The organism is Streptomyces sp. ATLC9 (assembly GCF_057196705.1).
On the sequence record NZ_JBXUOY010000033.1, the window covers coordinates 1 to 16,999 of the forward strand.

Sequence of the window (16,999 nt, forward strand, 5' to 3'; positions counted from 1 at the left end):
GGAAGCGGCCGCGGGACGGCGGGCGGGGGGCCGGGCGGCCCGCCCGCCCCCCCCCCCCCCACGGATTCCGCCCTCCCACGCTCCTGGAGTTCCGTTGAGAACCGCGCACCGCACCTGCCCCATCTGCGACGCCGTCTGCGGCCTGCGGATCGAACTCGGCGACGACGGCCGGGTCCGCACCGTCCGGGGCGATGCCGAGGATCCCTTCTCCAGGGGTTATGTCTGCCCCAAGGGAGCGAGCCTGGGCCGGATCGACGAGGATCCCGACCGGCTGCGGACGCCGATGATCCGCACCGGCGACCAGTGGCGCGAGGTGAGCTGGGACGAGGCATTCCGGGCGGTGGAGAAGGGCCTGACCGACGTTGTCGACCGGCACGGACGCCAGGCCGTCGCCGCCTACTTCGGCAACCCCACCTTCCACACCATGGCCGGCATCTTCTACCGGGGCCCGCTCTCCCAGGCTCTGGGCACCACCAACCTCTACAGCGCCGGCACCATCGACCAGATGCCCAAGCAGGTGGCCTGCGGGCTGATGTTCGGCAACGCGATGGCCATTCCCGTGCCGGACCTGGACCGCACCGATCACCTGCTGGTGATCGGCGCCAACCCGGCCGAGTCGCACGGCTCGCTGTGCGCGGCCCCGGACTTCCCCGGACGGCTCAGGGCGCTGCGCGGGCGCGGCGGCAGGATCGTGGTCGTCGACCCGCGGCGCACCCGTACGGCCGACCTCGCCGACGAGCACGTCTTCGTACGGCCCGGCACCGACGCCCTGCTGCTGTTCGCGGTCGTGCACACGCTGCTGGCCGAGGACCTCGTCACGCCGCGCGTGGGAACCGAGGGCCTGGAACGGCTGCGGGAGCACGCCGTGCCGTTCGGCCCGGAGGCGGTGGCCGAGGCGTGCGGGGTGCCGGCCGAAACGATCGTCCGGATGGCCCGTGAGCTGGCTGCCGCGCCCACCGCTGCCGTCTACAGCCGGGTGGGCACCTGCACCGCCGACTTCGGCACCCTGACCCAGTACCTCGTCGACGTGCTCAACGTGCTGACCGGCAACCTCGACCGCCCCGGCGGCGTCATGTTCACCCGGCCCGCCACCGTGGAGGTGCCCTGGGGACCGCGGCCCTTCACCTCCGGCCGCTGGCGCAGCCGCGTCCGGCAGCTTCCCGAATCGCTCGGGGAACTGCCCGTGGCGACCCTCGCCGACGAGATCGAGACCCCGGGCGAGGGGCAGGTCAGGGCGCTGGTCTCGGTGGCCGGCAACCTCGCCCTGTCGGCGCCCAACGGCCCGCGGCTGGCCCGCTCCCTGCGGGGCCTGGACTTCATGGTCTGTGTCGATCCCTATCTGAACGAGACGACCCGCTGTGCCGACGTCATCCTGCCTCCGCCGCGCATGATGCAGATGCCCCACTACGATCTGCTGCTGCTGACGGTCACCGTGCGCAACTACACCCGGTTCTCCCCGCCGGCCCTGCCACTGGAGCCGGGACAGCTCTCCGAGGCGGAGATCATGGCCCGTCTCGCCCTGATCGCCTCCGGCCGGGGCGCCGACGCCGACCCCCGCGAGCTGGACGAGGCGATCGTCGGCGAGCTGCTCGAGGCCGGGGTGCGGGCTCCCGGCTCTCCCTTCGAGGGGATGGAGGTCGCCCAGGCGCGTGCCCTGCTCGACGGCGACAGCGGTCCGGAGCTCATGCTCGACGCGATGCTGCGACTGGGCCCGTACGGGCTGTCGCTCGCCCGGCTGCGCGAGCACCCCAGCGGCATCGACCTGGGGCCGCTGGAGCCGCGTCTGGCGGAGGTGCTCGGCACCGAGTCCGGCCTGGTCCGGCTGGCCCCGCCCGAGTTGGAGGAGGAGGTCGCCCGCCTGCGCGGGCGGATGGCCGCCCCTGTGCCGCCGATGCTCCTGATCGGGCGCCGCCAGCTGCGCTCCAACAACAGCTGGCTGCACAACGTCCCCGCGCTCGTCGGCGGCAGCAACCGGTGCACGCTCCACATCCATCCGGACGACGTGGCCCGGCTGGGCCTGGGCTCCCACGCACGCGTCACCTCGGCCACGGGCGACCTCGTCGTCCCCGTCGAACCGAACGACCGCATCATGCCGGGCGTGGTCAGCCTGCCCCACGGCTGGGGACACGCCGGCTCGCCGCAGCGCACCGCCGCCCGTAACCCGGGGGTGAACGCCAACGCCCTGACCGACGACTCCGTCGTCGATCCGGTCTCGGGCAACGCGGTCTTCAACGGTGCTCCGGTCACGGTGACCCCCGCTCCCGGCCCCGGCGGCACCGGGGCGGGTTCCGACGCCTCCGCCCCGCGGGGGGCCGCGTTCCCCTCCGCCGCCTGAGGGCCGGGCCTCCCCGCCCGCCGCCGACCCCGCCGCCACACTCCGTTCCCACCACTGGAGGACCCATGCGACCCGGCATCCGGGACGGAGAGGCAGTCATCGATGTCTGGCTCTCCGAATTCCCGTTCCCCGGCTTCCTGGAGCCGATCCGCGAGCGCGCCAGGGAGTTCGAGAAGGCGCACCCGGGCTACCGGGTCGACATCCGCGGGTTCTCCTACGAGGAGCTTCCGCGTGCGGTCGCCGCGGCGGCGGCCCGGGGCACCGCTCCGGCAGTCGCCACCTACTACGCCGGGGCGTCCCAGCTGGCCCGGGACGTCCGCGCCCGTGACGGCAGGCCGCTGTTCACCTCCGTGGAGAAGGCCGTCGCCGGCCGTACGGAGATCCTGGGCGAGCCCGTCGTGCTCGGCGACTTCCTGCCGGGCGTGCGCGAGTACCACACCGTGGACGGCGAGTTCGCGACGATGCCGCTGACCTTGTCGACGATGCTGCTGTACGCCAACACGACCGTTCTGCGCGCGGCGGGGGTCGCGTCGGTACCGCGGACCTGGCAGGAGACCACGGCCGCGTGCGAGGCCGTCGCCCGGCTCGCGAACGGTCCGCGCAGAGCCATCGCCTGGCCGGTGGACGGCAAGTTCATGCAGCACGCGCTGGCCCAGCAGGGCGCGCCGCTCACCGACTCCGGCAACGGGCGGCACGGCAGGGCCACCAGGGTCGACCTGACCTCCGCCGCGCTCCTGGACTACGTCACCTGGTGGCGGGACCTGCACCGGGACGGCCACTACCTCCACACGGGCGTTCCGGAGGACTGGGCGGGCACCTTCAGGGCCTTCGCCGACCAGGAGGTGGCCCTGCGGTTCAGCTCGTCCTTCGACGCCAACTACATGGTGCGGGCCGCCGCCGAGGCCGGTTTCGACATCGAGGTCGGCGTCCTGCCCCGCAACGGCGCCCTGCCCTGCGCCGGCAACTGGATCGGCGGGGACTCGCTGTGGCTGGCCGACGGTCTCGACGAAGCCATCCGCGACGGCGCGCTGGCCTTCATGCAGTACCTCAACAGCCCCCGCGCCGCCGCCCAGTGGCACAAGGCCAGCGGCTCGGCTCCCGCCACCCACGGGGCGGTCGCCCTGCTGGAGGAGGAGGGCTGGTTCGACCTGCATCCGCACCACCGGGCGACCGGCGAGCAGCTCGGCCTGCGCACCGGTCCGCCGGAGGTGCACGGAGCGGTGCTCGGCGGGTTCCACGCCATCCAGATCGTGATGATGGAGGCCATGGAGGACGTCCTGGCCCGGGGTGCCGACCCCCGGGAGCGGTTCGCTCGCGCCCAGGCCCGGGCCCAGGCGCTGCTGGAGGACTACAACGCCTACGCGCTGGGCACGGGGCCCGAGACGCCCGGCTGCCTAGCGGTGCGCATCTGAGGCGGCCGGGTTCAGGAGCGCTCCGGCCCTGGTACGCCGGGCGTGCGACGACCAGCACGGCGGAGGAAGACATCCGCGGGCGGACTTCCCGCACGGACATCCCGGCCCTCGGGGTCTCCACGATCACCGCCGGTCACCGCCGGCGGGCCGCGGTATCCGGACACGGTCCTCGGGAGCGAACCACCGCTTCCCCGGCCGTGGTGACCGCACGGACACGGCCGGGCCGGCCGGGGAAGCGGACCCCCGTCCGCGGCCACCGGGAACGCCGCACGCCGCAGCTGACCCTCATCGGGTACGGCGGCAGGGTGAACACCGTCATCGCGGCGTCCCCCGGGACGGACGGGGGCGGGCGCCCGCCGGCGGCGGGAGGTGCTGGGGACCGGCCGCGGGCGGGGCGTCGGCGGGCGCTTCCGCGCCCGGTCAGGAGGGGACGGAGCCGGTCAGGCCGCCGTCGACGACGAACTCCTGGCCGGTGACGTACGCCGACCGCGGCGACAACAGGAACAGCACCGCCTCGGCGATGTCCCGGGGGGTGCCGAGAGCGCCCAGCGCGACCTGGCCGCGGAAGAACTCCCGAACCTCCTCGACCGGCGCGACGGTGTCGAACATCTCGGTGCGGATGTGGCCGGGGGTTACAGCGTTGACCCGGATGCCGTGCTCGGCCAGATCCGGGGCAAGGGTACGGGGAAGGTTAAGCACCGCGGCCTTGCTGGCCGCGTACACCGAACCCGGGCCCATGCCCCGGTGCACCAGCCAGGAGGAGTTGAGTACCACGGAGGAGCCCTCGGCCAGCAGGGGCAGGGCTTTCTGGACGGTGAAGAACGTCCCCTTGAAGTTGGTGCCGACCACCTGGTCGAAGTCCGCCTCGGTCACGTCGGCCGTGCGCGCGTTGAGGCTGACGCCCGCGTTGGCGAACACTCCGTGCAAGGCGCCGAAACGCTCACGCGTCCGCTCGAACGCGGCCTCCAGTTCGGCCGGGCGCGACACGTCCACAGTCACGGTCAGCACGCGGTCGCCACCGCCGAGTTCCTTGGCGGCGGTGGCGAGCCGCTCGGCGCCGCGGCCGGCGATCACCACGTTCGCGCCCTCGTCGAGGAGGCGGCGGGCCGTGGCGAGGCCGATTCCGCTGCCGCCGCCGGTGATGAAGTACGTCCTGTTCGTGAAGTCGCTCATACGGCCAGCGTCGCGGCGACGCCGGGCTCGGCGCATCTTTGGAATTGCGCTCCGGCCCCGGTGCACACAGCCGCAGGCGGGGAGCCCCCAGGAGAGCAATCCGGAAGACGGGAAGGGCGGGTGGGGCGGGACCGTACGGACACGGCCCGTCCACCGAGGACGAGCACTGCCCGGGCGACGCCCTCGTGCCGGGGGCCGACAAGGGCATCTACCGTGTCCTGGGGCTCGCCGGGGTCGTACCGGTGTACGACGGCGGCGTCGGGTCCCGGCCGCTGTTCGACGCACCGGAGGAAGACCGCGTCCGCCCGCACCCGGACCACTCGTGCCCGTGAGCCGTCAGGGGCAGCAGCCATCCTGGCCCCCCTCGACGTCCGGACCGCGGGGAGCGGAGGGCCACGACGGCTCCCCGCGATCGGCCCCGCCCCCGCCTCTCCCGGCCGGGGGCGGGGCCGGAGACCGGCCGGGATGGTGCTTCGTTCAGGAACGGCTCCGCGCCACCGCGGGCTCCTGCCCGCGTCTGGAAGTCCGCTCCAGCCACCAGTGGACCAGCACGAGGTTGCCGACCCAGCCGACCCACCGGGCCGACTCGGAGATGTAGGTGATGTCGATGGCGTAAGGCAGCTGAAAGAGCGTCAGCCCGATGACCAGGCCCCACACGGTCTGGCCCCACACGATCGCGAAGCTGTAGAGCATCCAGCGGCGATGCTCGGCGTACCGGCCCTGCCGGGCCCGCACCCAGCCGACCATCGCCGTCGTCGCCCACATCACACCGGACATCAGCACGGCCACGCTGCCCGCGGGGAAGGAGAACGGGAACATGATCAGGGCCAGCGCCGCGGAGGGCAGCGCACCGGCGAACACGTACAGCCGGCCGCTCCAGCGGTGGACGGCCGGGTGGTTGCGGCGCAGCCACGGCCACAGCTGGAGACACAGTGTGACCAGCGTGATCGCACCGGTCATGACGTGCCCGGCCAGGACGGCGTAGTGCAGGGGGAACTGCATGGGGATGTGCGTGTTCGCCGGATCGAACGTGAGGTACGGCGGAAGCTGGTAGAGCAGGTAGGCGCCGGCGGCGACGGCGAGCGGTACGGTGTAGTACCGGCCGAACCACCCCCTCCGGTCCGCCCGGCGCGAAGCCGCGCGACCCTGGGGGGCGTCGGGGTGGTCTGGCCGGGACGACACGACGGGTTCGTCGAGACTCTGGGACACGGTGGTGCGCTCCGTTCGGGCGGGTGGGCTGGAGTGAGGGCTGGAATGGCTCAGCGGGGGGTGGCCACGATGCCGCTGCGGGCCGGGACCTCACCGGCCATCAGCGCGCGGTAGGCACCGGCGAGTGCCTCGGGACCACTGCGCCGGTCGACGGCCAGCCAGGAGGGCGCGTCCCGGACGAAGCGTTCCTCGGCGGCGCGGTACCGGGACCGGTAGGACTGCTCCCCCTCCTTCTCGGCGAACCGTTCCTCCTCCGAGGGTGTGAAGAAGATCCACGGCTCGGGACCGCTCAGCCCCCGGGGCGGCTCGATCTGCGCGCCGGGGTGCGTGTAGCCGACGAGCAGCGCGTCCTCCAGCACGGTGCCGAACCGTTCGTAGACCGAGGAGAGCCGCTCGGCCTGGCCGGTGAAGTCGACGAGGACGGCGGGTCCGGACACCTCGGCGCGGGGGAGATCCTCATAGGCGAGGAGGCGGTCGTAGTGGCCCAGTTCCCGTACGGAGGGCAGACTGCGGGAGGAGGTGATCCCGACAGTGGTGATGTCATCCCTGTCCGCCAGCAGGGCCGCCATCCCCACGGCGGTCTTGCTGGAGGCGCTGGTGACCAGCACGGTCCTGGAGGAGGCCACACCACCCAGGAACTCGGCGAGGGCGAACGAGGCGGGGTACAGGGGCCGCAGCAGGACACGGTGGTCGTCCAGGTCGTCGGGCTCCCCGGCGGACAGGTACCGGCGATACCAGGGGTGCAGGTAGTCCCGTTCTGCAGTGGTGTCGGCGAAGCCTCCGGCCGTCGGTGAGACGGTGAGTACCACGTGGGTCGACAGCGGCAGGAAGCCGAAGCAGCGGGTCCCCTCGGCGATGTCCGGGTGCCGCGACTCCTCGACCCGCGCGTAACCCCAGGCCGGAACCCGGCCGCGGCCTTCGGGCCCGGGGAAGGCGTCGAAGAACGGCAGCTCGGACTCACCCAGGCGCGCGTAGGTGGCGGTGATCGCCGTCAGGGAGAACCGCTCGGCTGCCAGTCGTACCTGGCCGGGCCGCAGTGGAACCAGGGCAGCCGGGCGCACCTCGGTCGCCGTGAGGTCCTCTCGTCCGACCAGCAGGTCCCATCCGTCCTGATCCGGCACTTCCGTCTCCCCTCCACCGCCTGCCGCGTGCGGCCCGGTAGGCCCGCCCGAGCCATGGTCGACTTCAGGCCACACGGGACGCATCTTCTGGGTTGCGGTCGTCGCGGGAGACCCGGACGTCACGGGCGCGGGAGGCGACCGAGCAACCTCAAAGATGCCGTCGAGGGATGCCGGTTGGCACAGTCACGAGCTCTTATGACTTGAGCGGGGGAGAACGGTCCCGATGTCCCAACGCACTCCGGGCTCCCGGGCCCCCGAGGCATCCAGGCTTCCCGCTCTGACGGGAATGCGGTTCATCGCAGCCGCCATGGTGTTCTTCTTCCATGCCGTGCCCGAACGGTTCTTCACCTCGGAACACAGCCAGAACGTCGCGAACACAATCTTCTATCAGGGCGGTTGGACTGGCGTCGGCTTCTTCTTCATCCTCAGCGGGTTCATCCTCACCTGGACGATGCGCGCTGACGACACCACGCCGGCGTTCTTGCGGCGCAGATTCTTCAAGATCTACCCCCTCCACCTGCTCACCCTCATCGCCGCCATGATGCTGGCGGCCTGGGTGGCACAGGCGTCCGTCAGCGGCCGGGACGTGGCGCTGCAACTGCTGCTGCTGCATTCGTGGTCGCCGGACATCATGGTCCGCGCCTCTCTCAACGGCGTGGCCTGGTCGTTGTCCTGCGAGGCCCTGTTCTACGCGCTGTTCCCGATCCTGATCAGGCTCATCGGCCGTATTCGTCCCGAACGCCTGTGGAGGTGGGCGGGCGCTGTCGTGGCGGCGATCTTCACCGTGCCGTTCGTCGCCGACCGGCTCCCTGACCAGGAGGTCTTCCCGGCGGTGAACATCACGGCGGCGGATCTGTGGCTGGTCTACCAATTCCCCGGGACGCGTCTGTTGGACTTCGTCTTCGGCATCATCCTGGCCCGCGTGGTGATGGAGGGACGCAGGCTCCCTCTCAGCTTCGGCGGTTCGGCGGTCCTCGTCGCCGTGGCCTATGCCGCCACACCGTTCTTCCCCTCCGCGTACCACCTGGTGGCCATCATGGTGGTACCGCTCGGTCTCCTGGTGGCGAGCGCCGCCCGGGCGGAGTCGTCCCGGCTGCGCAACTGGCTCTCCAGCCGTGCCATGGTGTGGCTGGGTGAGATCTCCTTCGCTTTCTACATCACCCACCAACTCGTCCAGGTCTACGGTCACCGGTTCCTGGGAGCCGGCAAGACCTGGGACACACCGCAGGCGATCGGCGTGATCGCGCTGCTGTTCGCCGTCACCCTGCTGCTGTCCCGGGCTCTGTACACGCTGGTGGAACGCCCGATCATGCGGCGCTTCGCCACATCGCGCGGCGAACGCCGCGACCGTGCCGCACAGAAGGAGGGGCCGGGGCCGAACCCGCTCTCCGGGAAGACCGCCGACCCGGAGGCGGAGGCGGCGTCCGCCGCCCCGGCCGGGGCCGCCCGCGCTCGCACCGAACGACTCGGTCCGGTACGCGGGCGATCTCCCCCGGACAGGCCACCCGCCCGCCCTCGTACTTTTCTCGACGAGCCGCACACACCGGCCGGCGGTCGGCGGGAAGTCCCGGGTGCCACAATCGAAGCGGGCACACCCAGCCGCCTGCTTCGGCCGCCCTCATCCGCTCTTGCGCACGCAGGCGATCACATAACCGATCTGGTCCTTGCGGGGGGTGAAGAAACCCCGGTGCAGACGCGAGAACTCCGCCACGCCCCCTTCGCCGAACTTGCCGGCCACCTCATCACGCCGCTCCATCGCGGCCCGCAGGTACTTGTCCTTCATCCCGAACACGCGCGGACCGCACTGGGTGTACTCCTCGACCTCGAAACCGGCCGAGCGCGCGTACGCCAGCCACTGGGGGAGGGTCGGCAGCAGCGGGAGCCTCAGCGTCGTCATGAACCGCTCCACCCGCTCCGGTTCGGCCGCGCTCTCCAAACTGAAGTCGGAGAACGCCATGCGCCCGCCCGGCCGCAGCACCCGGTGCAGTTCTCCCAGCGCCCTCCCGAGGTCGGGGGCGTTCTGCAGGGACTCCAGAGCGAGCACGGCGTCGAACGAACCATCCGGGAAAGGGAGTTCCATGTAGTCGCCGTACCTGAAGTCCACCATGGCGTTCGGCCCCGCGGCCCCGGCCCGTCCCCGCGCCGTCTCGAGCTCGGCATCACTCACGGTCACCCCGGTCACCCTGACCCCGTACCGCCGAGCCAGGAACAGCGCCGTCTCGCCGGGACCGCACCCCGCGTCCAGCACGTGCTCCCCCGGGCGCAGCCCGAGGGTGCCGGCCACCTTGCGGGTGATGCGGTGCACCGCTTCCGGCAGCGGGGCGTCGTCGTCACGGTCGTACCAGTACCACATGTGCAGCTGACCGCCGCGGAACTCCTCACCGATGGGCGAACGCTCGTCGTAGTGCCTCCCGATCTCCGCCGGGCTGGCTGCCGCTTCCCGCATTGGACCCGTCACTCCCATCGAGGCGTCGCACAGTGGCCGAACGGCACGACGGACCATCTTCGGCCGTTCGCCGGACCGGCGCATCTCCGGAGTTGCTGCCGCCCGCACTCCGGTTCGCCAGGCCGCGCCGAATCCGCAGGAGGGCACGTTCGGATAACACCCCAGCACACGGCCGGTGCCAGGATCGGCTCGGTGCCCCCGGGTGGGCGCCGCAACGCCGGGGAGCACCACACGGGCGCCCCAGGACCGGATGAGGAGAGCCCGGATGCCGGACAGACGCGTTCTGCCGGGTCTCCGCGGCGTTGTGCTCCCGCGCGGGCCGGCGGCCCGCTACGGGGTCGTCCGGTAGACCCGCAGCCGCAGGCGTGCCGGGCCTCGGCCGGGCGCGCCGTGTCCGAGAGAGGCACGAGGATGAGGACGATGGTAAGGGCCGTCCTGCGTGGTTCCCTGCGTGATATCCGCCATGTCAGAGCGGTCCCTCCCGAAGGCGCCCAAGGGCTGGTGGCTCGCGTGTACGCCCAGGCCGAACGGGACTTCGGCGTCGTCGCACCGCCTTTGGCGCTGCATTCCGGGGCTCCCCGGGTGCTCGCCGCGAGCTGGCTGTTGTTGCGCGAGACCCTTCTGGTGGAGGGCCGGGTCGGCCGGGCCGTCAAAGAGGCCGTCGCCGTCGAGGTCTCCCGCGCCAACGCCTGCCCCTACTGCGTCGACATCCACCAGGCCACGCTGGAGACCTCCCCGCGGCTGTCGCCCGGTTCGCCCGGCGGCGGGGCCGCCCAGTGGATCCGGTCCGGCGCAGGCCGCGGGGAGCGGGCCCCCTTCACCGCCGGGGAGGCGTCCGAGATCATCGGCGTGGCACTCACTTTCCACTACCTCAACCGCATGGTCTCCGTCTTCCTCGACGAGTCCCCCGTACCCGCGCGTACCCCCGCGGCCGCACGCGGCCCGATTCTGCGCACGGTCGCCCGGGCCATGCGTCCGGCCGCCGGCCCACCGCGTCCCGGTGAGGGCAACGTGCTGCTGCCACCGGCACCACCCGGCCCGTGGTGGGCCGGGACAGGCCCGGTGGCGGATGCCGTCGGACGTTCGGCCGCCGCCGTCGACGACGCCGCTCGCTGGGTCCCCTGGCCGGTACGCCGTCTGCTGGAGTCCCGGCTCGAAGCCTGGGACGGGTCACCTCCCGGCCTCGGCCGCACCTGGCTGGAGGAGGCACTCGCGAGCTCCCTCCCACCGCTTGCGGAGCATCTGCCCGCCGCCCGGCTCGCGCTGCTCACCGCGTTCGCCCCGTACCAGGTCGCCGAAACCGATGTAACCGCCTTCCGCGAACAGTACCCCGGCGACCGGAAACTGGTGGAACTGACCGCCTGGGCGTCCTTGACGACGGCCGCCCTCCTCGCCGCCCGGCTCGCCGGTTCACCGGCACGCACACACCGACAGGAGAGCTGAACCGTGGTCAAGAGGGAATCGGTAGCCGTCATGGGCGGCGGAATTGGCGGGCTGGCGGCGGCCGTCGCGCTGGCCAGGCGAGGCGTTGACGTCACCGTGGTCGAACGGTCAGCGCGGATCGGTGCCCAGGGCGCGGGCCTGGTCCTGCGGCCCGATGGTCTGCGGGCCGCCGACGCGCTCGGCGGGAACCTGGGAACCCGTATCAGGGAAATGGGCCGTCTCCTGCGCCCCGGCGAGGCCCGGTTGGTGATGGACGCGGCGGGGAACGTCCTGACCGAGGAAGCCCTGGAGGGCCCGAACGCCCCGCGGCTTTCGATCACGCACTCCGCCCTCCAGCGGGCCCTGCTCGACGAGGCCCTCACCGCGGGTGCGGCAGTACTGTTGTCCACCACCGTCGAGAGCCACAGCGCACACGACGGCGGCGTCACTGTCCGGATGTCGGATGGCAGAACCCTGCGATGCGCCGCCCTGGTGGCCGCTGATGGTGTCGACCCGGTCCTCCGGCGGCGAATACTCCCGGACACCTCCGCCGCCGAGTACGCGGGTCACGCCTCGGTGTCCGGCTGTGCCGACGGTTCCGCGCTGGAAAGACGTCCCCACACAGTCGGCGGCCGAGGTGTCCGGGTGAACGTTCTCCCGGTCGGCGGAGACCTGCTGTGCTGGACGGCCCGTATCGACTCGGCACCCGGCGTTTGGCCCGCCAAGGGGCGGGCCCGCGCACGGGCCGACCTGATCGCCGCCCTCACCGGCTGGCATCCGCCCGTGGTGGACCTGGTCAGGAACACCTCTCCACAGGACATCACTGTTGCCGACGCCCACGACCGCACTCCGGCCCCCCGCCGGGTCGACGGACGTGTCGTCCTGCTCGGCAACGCCGTGTGCCCAGCGGCCTCGTCCTCGGGGTCCTCGGGGTCCTCGGGCCGGGAAGCGGGGACGGCGATGGAGGAGGCCCTCGCCCTCGCCGACGCCGTGGCCGCGCACGACGACGTGCTCCGTGCGCTGACCGCCTTCCGGCACGAACACCGGGAGCCGGCCGAGGACTCCGGCGGGCCTGCCGCCGGCGTCCTCGGCTCCGGGGCCACCCGTTCTCCCGCGAGACCGCCCGCCCCTCCGCTACGGACCCGGGAGGCACCCGGGCCCGTAGCGGAGAGCCCCGCGACCGAGTCCGTACCGCGCGTGGTCCTGGTCGGCGGATCACTCCGCCGGGGGTCGACCTGTGACCGCGTCGCTCAGTGGTGTGCTCTGCGTTGTACCGAACAGGGGGCGACGGTGCGGGTCTTCGCGGGGGCGGACATCGACTTCCCCGCCTACCGGCCGGGCCTCGCGCCTGCACATCCCCGGGTGGGTGAGTTCCTGTCGGAACTGCGCCGCGCCCATGGCGTCGTCCTGGTTTCCCCGACATATCACGGGACCGTCTCCGGCCTGCTGAAGAACGCCCTCGACTATGTCAACGACCTGGACGGACCGGCGCCCTACCTCGACGGACGCGCCATCGGCTGTGTCGCTGTCGGGGCGGCGGCTGATGGCGCCGCATCCACCCTGGCCACGCTGCGCACCATCAGTCACTCGGTGCGGGGCTGGCCGACCCCGGTGGGGGTGGCCGTCTCGCGGCCGCCCACGCCTCCGTCCCCGGACGGGACGGTGCCGCCCGAGGAGGAGCGGCTGATGCGGATGCTCTCCCAGGTCCTGTGGCTGGGCAGAGCCCGGCTGGGCGCCGGGCAGCCGTCGTTCCTGAACAGGGCGGCCTGAGAGGCCCTGTTCTCCCGAAGCTGCGGCGAAGTGACAAGTAGCTCTCTGTGGCGGATCTGGGGTGTGCTTGTCAGCGCTTTTGATCTTCTGGGTTCATCGGGGGCCGTGCTCGGCGAGGTTGGTCCGGTCATGACGACCGGAAGGAGCCCGGGGGTGCGGCGGGAGTGGGAGCCGGAGGACCTGATCGAGGTCTGGACGCTGCTGGAGGAGGACCAGGAGCGGCTGGCGGAGGCGGCGGTCGCCGAGCCGGGCGGCACGGTCCGCGAGGTGATCTACGCCCGCTGCGCGGCCCGGACGCGTCGGAGCCGGATGAAGACGACACTGGCGCGGAATGAATCCGGCGCGCCGTTGCCCGTGACCCGAAACAGACCCGCCCGGTCGGTCACAGAAGGGCACCGCCGGAGACCTCGATGCGCTGGGCGGTCATCCAGCGCAGGCCGTCGGACGCCAGCGTGGCGATGGCGTCGCCGATCTCCTCGGGTTCGCCGACGCGGCCAAGCGCGGTCTGCCCGGCCAGACCCTGGCGCATACCGGCGTCATCCCGCATGGCACCGCCGTTGAAGTCGGTGGCGGTCGGCCCCGGGGCAATGGAGTTGACCCGGATACCCCGGGGGCCGAGTTCTGCGGCCAGAGTGCGGCTCAGGGCCTCGACGGCGGCCTTTGAGGCGGAGTAGACCGAGGTCGCGAGGCTGGTGTGGCGAGTCAACGACGACGAGACGTTGATGAGGTGGGCACCTTCCGCCAGCAGCGGCACAAGCGACTGGATGAGGAAGAACGTGCCTCGCACGTTCGTGCCGAACACCGTGTCGAAGTCGTCGGTCGTGACAGCTTCCAGTGGGCCGAAGACGCCCACCCCCGCGTTGTTGACCACGATATCGAGCCGCGAAGCCCTCCAGCGCTCAAGCAGTCCGCTCAGCTCGGAAGTGAAGGCTCCGAAAGAGGAGGCGTCGCTGATGTCGAGACGCACGACGGCGGCGGTCCCACCCGCAGCGTGCACGTGCTGCTCCGTTTCCTCGGCCCCGGCCACATCACCACGATGAGTGACCACGACCCGCACCCCACGCGCCGCCAGCGCAAGAGCCGTACTCCGGCCCAGACCACGGTTCGCACCGGTCACCAAAGCGATCCTGTCAACTGCCATCCGCTACTCCCTCATCACACGGCACCGGAGGGACATCGGGCACCGCCAGCCGAGGCGAGTCACTTGACTCGCCTTTCTGTTGCAGCATAGGCAGCCCCAAAGAGGCGAGTCAAGTGACTCGCCTCGGATCTGGGGCATACTGCACGCATGGCAGCAGAGCTCTCCGCACACCACCGCCGTCTCGCCCAGCAAAAGCGTGAGGCGATCATCTCCGCGGCCACGGACCTCTTCCTGAACCACGGTTACGACGGCACGTCCCTCGCGCGCGTTGCCGAAGGGGCGGCGGTCTCGAAGTCCACCTTGTTCAAGCAGTTCCCCACCAAGGCGGCCCTCTTCGAGGCCATCGTCACCGAGTCATGGCAGCGTGACGCCACCGACGCCGTCGCGCGACCTCAGGCCGGAGATATGCGTTCCGGCCTGACCTCCATCGGCCACCGCTACGCAGACCTGATCGGCCGGCCCGGCATGACAGCCCTGTTCCGCATCGTCATCGCCGAGCTGCCTCGCTTCCCCGAACTGGGACGGATGCAGTTCCAGCTCGGCAAGCTGCCCTACTTCACCTCTGTCCAGCGCTACCTGGAGTCGGAGCGCGAAGCCGGTAATGCCGACGTTCCGGACACCGAGAGTGCCGCCAACCAGTTCCTCGGGATGATCGCCAACTACGTCCTGTGGCCCCGCATGCTGCTAACCGACTGGAACCCCACAGCCTCCGACATCCACTACGCCGTCGAGCAAGCGGTAGAGACCACGCTCGCCCGCTATGCCTCCGATCGACCAGCCTGATCCGAAGCTGGAATTCGTACGCCGCCGCCCCAGCACCGGAGGGGCCCGCGGAGACGCGACCGTGCGGGGCGTCGCTGTCGGTAAACGGTCGTTTGACGACATGCGGACGGGATGTCCAATGAACCCGTGCAATCCGGGGGTTCGGGGCGGCGCGAATCCAGTCAGATCCGATGGTGATCACTGACAGGGTTTGACGGCAGGTGGGGTCCGATCCTCCGTACGGAAGGGGTCCTTCGGTGGCGAACCTGGTCTACAAGCGGATCTCGACCGACCAGCAGTCGACCGCCCGGCAGAGCCTCGTCCTGGCCGAGGCGGGGATCAAGGACCCGGTCTTCTTCGAGGAGGACCCGGGCACCTCCAGCCGCCTCCACCCGCTCCAGGGTCCGAAGTTCGGCGAGCTGCTGTCCGCCGTGAAGTTCATGGTGCAGACCCTCGCCGCCGCCTACCACACTCGCCGCTTCGCCTTCGTGCCGCGGCTGAAGAAGGCGCTGCGGACGGCGCGGGAGGTCAAGGCGCACGCCCCGCACCGCCGGGTCATCTTCACGGTGTACGAGATGAAGCGCCTCAGCCGCGACGTCGCCGAACTCACCGCGCTCGCCGACCACCTCACCGCCCACGGCCTCATCCCGGAGATGCTCGCCGGGCTCCTGCCCGGCCTCTCGCGTTCTTCGCCGCGATGGCGGAGACCGAACGGGAGAACATCCGCGAGTCCACGCTCGAAGGGTTCGACACCGCCGCCCGCAAGGGCAAGCACGGCGGCCGGCCCCCCGTCATCACCGACGACACGCTCCACACCGTGCTCCGATGCCGGGCGAACGGCGAGTCCGTCGAGCAGGCCCACCCCGACTTCGCCACCCTTCAGGTCGGCGAAGTCCCCGGCCCCCGCCCCGCTACCCCTGACCGGGCATCACTCTGATTACAGAGAGCTACCTGTCACTTCGCCGTAGCTTCGGGAGAACAGGGCCTGAGAAGCCGACCCGGCTCCTTGTTCAGGAACCGGTGACCGCGGGGCCGGCCTCGCGCCGCGAGGCGCGGGCGGCCCGTGTGGTCGGCGAGGCCGAACCGGTGGGACCACCCGCGCGGTTCCCACGCCCTCGCCCGCAGCCGCGGGAACCGGGTCGTGTCACGCCCAGGGCGCCATGGGGAACCAGATCAGATCACGGTAGGCCAGCATGCGGACATCCCAGTACAGGACCATGAAGACCCCCGCCGCGATGAACGCCGCGGCGATCATGGCCGAGGCACGGCCGGGACGCGCCGACATCCAGCGGTGCAGCCGTTCACCGGCCAGCACGGTGATCCCCGCCAGCAGCACCCCCATCACCACCAGGTTGCCCAGCGCCTGCAGCGAGAAGGCCGCCGCGCCGTAGAGGATGTTGCCGCTCTCGGCCGCGTCGTGGAACAGGCGCCGGAACAGCGGATAGGGACGGCCGATGAGAAAACAGCCGATGAGAACGCCCATGACCACCAGGGGAGCGTTGGGGAAACGTGCGGACAGCCGCGCCAGCGGGTCGGGCACCAGCCCCAGGGAAGCCAGCCCCAGCCATATCAGCACGGCGCCGACGATCCCGAAGGTCACCATGGCCTGCACCAGCACCGGCGGGAAACCACCCGTCCCCGGGGAGCCGAGCTGGAACTGCGGCATGCGGGTGCCCACCAGGGCGACGATCACCCCGTAGGTGGCGGACACGGCCACGGAACCGGCCGCCAGATACCCCAGTGGCCTGACCAGTCTGGCCAGTCGGCCGCGCCGCGAATGGGCTTGTCCGGTCAATGGGGCCATCGCACTGAACACCGCCACATTGCAGGCGGTGAAGGTTCCGGCGACACCGGTCGCCAGCGCAAACACGATACCGATCATGAAACCGCTCAGGGAGACCGTCGCGGCGTCCTGGCCCAGGAGCGTACCGGCGACGTTGACTCCGATGGTCTGGTCGACGAATTCGTGGGACCACACGACCGTCAGCGCGAATCCGAACAGTGCTGCGGCAGAGATGACCAGTCCTCGTCGACGGGGAAAGTGACCGTCGACGAACAACGAGCGCGGGCGGCCCTCGTCGGATGAGACGGAAGTGGCGCGCCGGTCGCCGGAAACCCCGTCCATGAGTGAATGCACGGATAGCACCTTCCTGTCCTTTTGATGAGGCCTTGACCGTAAAGGACGTTCGACCATCGCTAGTCCGGCCG

At 71.3% G+C, this 16,999-nt stretch carries 13 protein-coding genes and 1 pseudogene; 7 read left to right on the plus strand and 7 right to left on the minus strand.

Annotated elements, in window-relative coordinates:
• The first annotated feature begins 94 nt into the window (after positions 1–94).
• Together AC2CJA_RS05980 and AC2CJA_RS05985 are read left to right on the plus strand one after the other, a co-directional pair.
• Positions 95–2,335, plus strand: a complete 2,241-nt coding sequence (locus tag AC2CJA_RS05980; protein ID WP_484601609.1) for a molybdopterin-dependent oxidoreductase — start codon at positions 95–97, stop codon at positions 2,333–2,335.
• Between the two features lie 65 nt (positions 2,336–2,400).
• Entirely contained in the window at positions 2,401–3,747 is a 1,347-nt protein-coding gene (locus tag AC2CJA_RS05985; RefSeq protein ID WP_484601610.1) for an extracellular solute-binding protein, read from the plus strand.
• Between the two features lie 420 nt (positions 3,748–4,167).
• On the opposite strand, the gene AC2CJA_RS05990 is transcribed toward AC2CJA_RS05985, so the two are convergent.
• The 3 genes from AC2CJA_RS05990 to AC2CJA_RS06000 all read right to left on the minus strand — a co-directional run bounded on the left by AC2CJA_RS05990 (position 4,168) and on the right by AC2CJA_RS06000 (position 7,250).
• Positions 4,168–4,920, minus strand: a complete 753-nt coding sequence (locus tag AC2CJA_RS05990; RefSeq protein ID WP_484601611.1) for an SDR family NAD(P)-dependent oxidoreductase — start codon at positions 4,918–4,920, stop codon at positions 4,168–4,170.
• Positions 4,921–5,397: 477 nt separating this feature from the next.
• Complete coding sequence (locus tag AC2CJA_RS05995) at positions 5,398–6,129, minus strand: DUF2306 domain-containing protein (protein ID WP_484601612.1); 732 nt, start codon at positions 6,127–6,129, stop codon at positions 5,398–5,400.
• 50 nt (positions 6,130–6,179) lie between these two features.
• Positions 6,180–7,250 carry a DUF2855 family protein gene (locus AC2CJA_RS06000; RefSeq protein ID WP_484601613.1) on the minus strand — a complete coding sequence of 357 codons (1,071 nt, stop codon included), beginning with the start codon at positions 7,248–7,250 and terminating at the stop codon, positions 6,180–6,182.
• A gap of 307 nt (positions 7,251–7,557) precedes the next feature.
• Between AC2CJA_RS06000 and AC2CJA_RS06005 the strand changes: the two are divergent.
• A pseudogene (locus tag AC2CJA_RS06005) lies at positions 7,558–8,466 on the plus strand (acyltransferase family protein); the annotation flags it as partial.
• Positions 8,467–8,868: 402 nt separating this feature from the next.
• Here AC2CJA_RS06005 and AC2CJA_RS06010 read toward each other — a convergent pair.
• On the minus strand, positions 8,869–9,696 hold the full coding sequence (locus AC2CJA_RS06010; protein WP_484601614.1) for an SAM-dependent methyltransferase: 828 nt from the start codon (positions 9,694–9,696) through the stop codon (positions 8,869–8,871).
• A gap of 501 nt (positions 9,697–10,197) precedes the next feature.
• Between AC2CJA_RS06010 and AC2CJA_RS06015 the strand changes: the two genes are divergently transcribed.
• Both AC2CJA_RS06015 and AC2CJA_RS06020 read left to right on the plus strand, forming a co-directional pair.
• Entirely contained in the window at positions 10,198–11,139 is a 942-nt protein-coding gene (locus tag AC2CJA_RS06015) for a carboxymuconolactone decarboxylase family protein (protein WP_484601625.1), read from the plus strand.
• Between the two features lie 3 nt (positions 11,140–11,142).
• The gene (locus AC2CJA_RS06020) at positions 11,143–12,888 is read left to right on the plus strand and encodes an NAD(P)H-dependent oxidoreductase (protein ID WP_484601615.1); all 1,746 of its coding nucleotides are present in this window, start codon (positions 11,143–11,145) and stop codon (positions 12,886–12,888) included.
• 382 nt (positions 12,889–13,270) lie between these two features.
• Here the strand turns inward: AC2CJA_RS06020 and AC2CJA_RS06025 are convergent, their stop codons facing one another.
• Complete coding sequence (locus AC2CJA_RS06025) at positions 13,271–14,029, minus strand: SDR family NAD(P)-dependent oxidoreductase (protein WP_484601616.1); 759 nt, start codon at positions 14,027–14,029, stop codon at positions 13,271–13,273.
• Between the two features lie 147 nt (positions 14,030–14,176).
• Here AC2CJA_RS06025 and AC2CJA_RS06030 point away from each other — a divergent pair, with 147 nt between their 5' ends.
• Positions 14,177–14,812: a TetR/AcrR family transcriptional regulator gene (locus AC2CJA_RS06030; protein WP_241713096.1), complete on the plus strand. Its 636-nt coding sequence runs from the start codon at positions 14,177–14,179 to the stop codon at positions 14,810–14,812.
• 161 nt (positions 14,813–14,973) lie between these two features.
• Here AC2CJA_RS06030 and AC2CJA_RS06035 read toward each other — a convergent pair whose 3' ends face one another.
• Positions 14,974–15,429 (minus strand): hypothetical protein, encoded by a 456-nt coding sequence (locus tag AC2CJA_RS06035; protein WP_484601617.1) that lies wholly within the window; start codon positions 15,427–15,429, stop codon positions 14,974–14,976.
• A gap of 59 nt (positions 15,430–15,488) precedes the next feature.
• On the opposite strand from AC2CJA_RS06035, the gene AC2CJA_RS06040 reads away from it, so the two are divergent.
• On the plus strand, positions 15,489–15,728 hold the full coding sequence (locus tag AC2CJA_RS06040; protein ID WP_484601618.1) for a hypothetical protein: 240 nt from the start codon (positions 15,489–15,491) through the stop codon (positions 15,726–15,728).
• A gap of 207 nt (positions 15,729–15,935) precedes the next feature.
• Here AC2CJA_RS06040 and AC2CJA_RS06045 read toward each other — a convergent pair whose 3' ends face one another.
• Positions 15,936–16,928: a hypothetical protein gene (locus AC2CJA_RS06045; RefSeq protein WP_308314695.1), complete on the minus strand. Its 993-nt coding sequence runs from the start codon at positions 16,926–16,928 to the stop codon at positions 15,936–15,938.
• Positions 16,929–16,999 lie beyond the last annotated feature (71 nt).

Excerpts from the sequence above, each read along its gene's own strand:
- AC2CJA_RS06010 (WP_484601614.1), bottom strand. The coding sequence starts at position 9,696 with ATGCGGGAAGCGGCAGCCAGCCCGGCGGAGATCGGGAGGCACTACGAC.
- AC2CJA_RS05990 (WP_484601611.1), bottom strand. The coding sequence starts at position 4,920 with ATGAGCGACTTCACGAACAGGACGTACTTCATCACCGGCGGCGGCAGC.
- AC2CJA_RS06030 (WP_241713096.1), top strand. The coding sequence starts at position 14,177 with ATGGCAGCAGAGCTCTCCGCACACCACCGCCGTCTCGCCCAGCAAAAG.
- AC2CJA_RS05985 (WP_484601610.1), top strand. The coding sequence starts at position 2,401 with ATGCGACCCGGCATCCGGGACGGAGAGGCAGTCATCGATGTCTGGCTC.
- AC2CJA_RS06025 (WP_484601616.1), bottom strand. The coding sequence starts at position 14,029 with ATGGCAGTTGACAGGATCGCTTTGGTGACCGGTGCGAACCGTGGTCTG.
- AC2CJA_RS06040 (WP_484601618.1), top strand. The coding sequence starts at position 15,489 with ATGGCGGAGACCGAACGGGAGAACATCCGCGAGTCCACGCTCGAAGGG.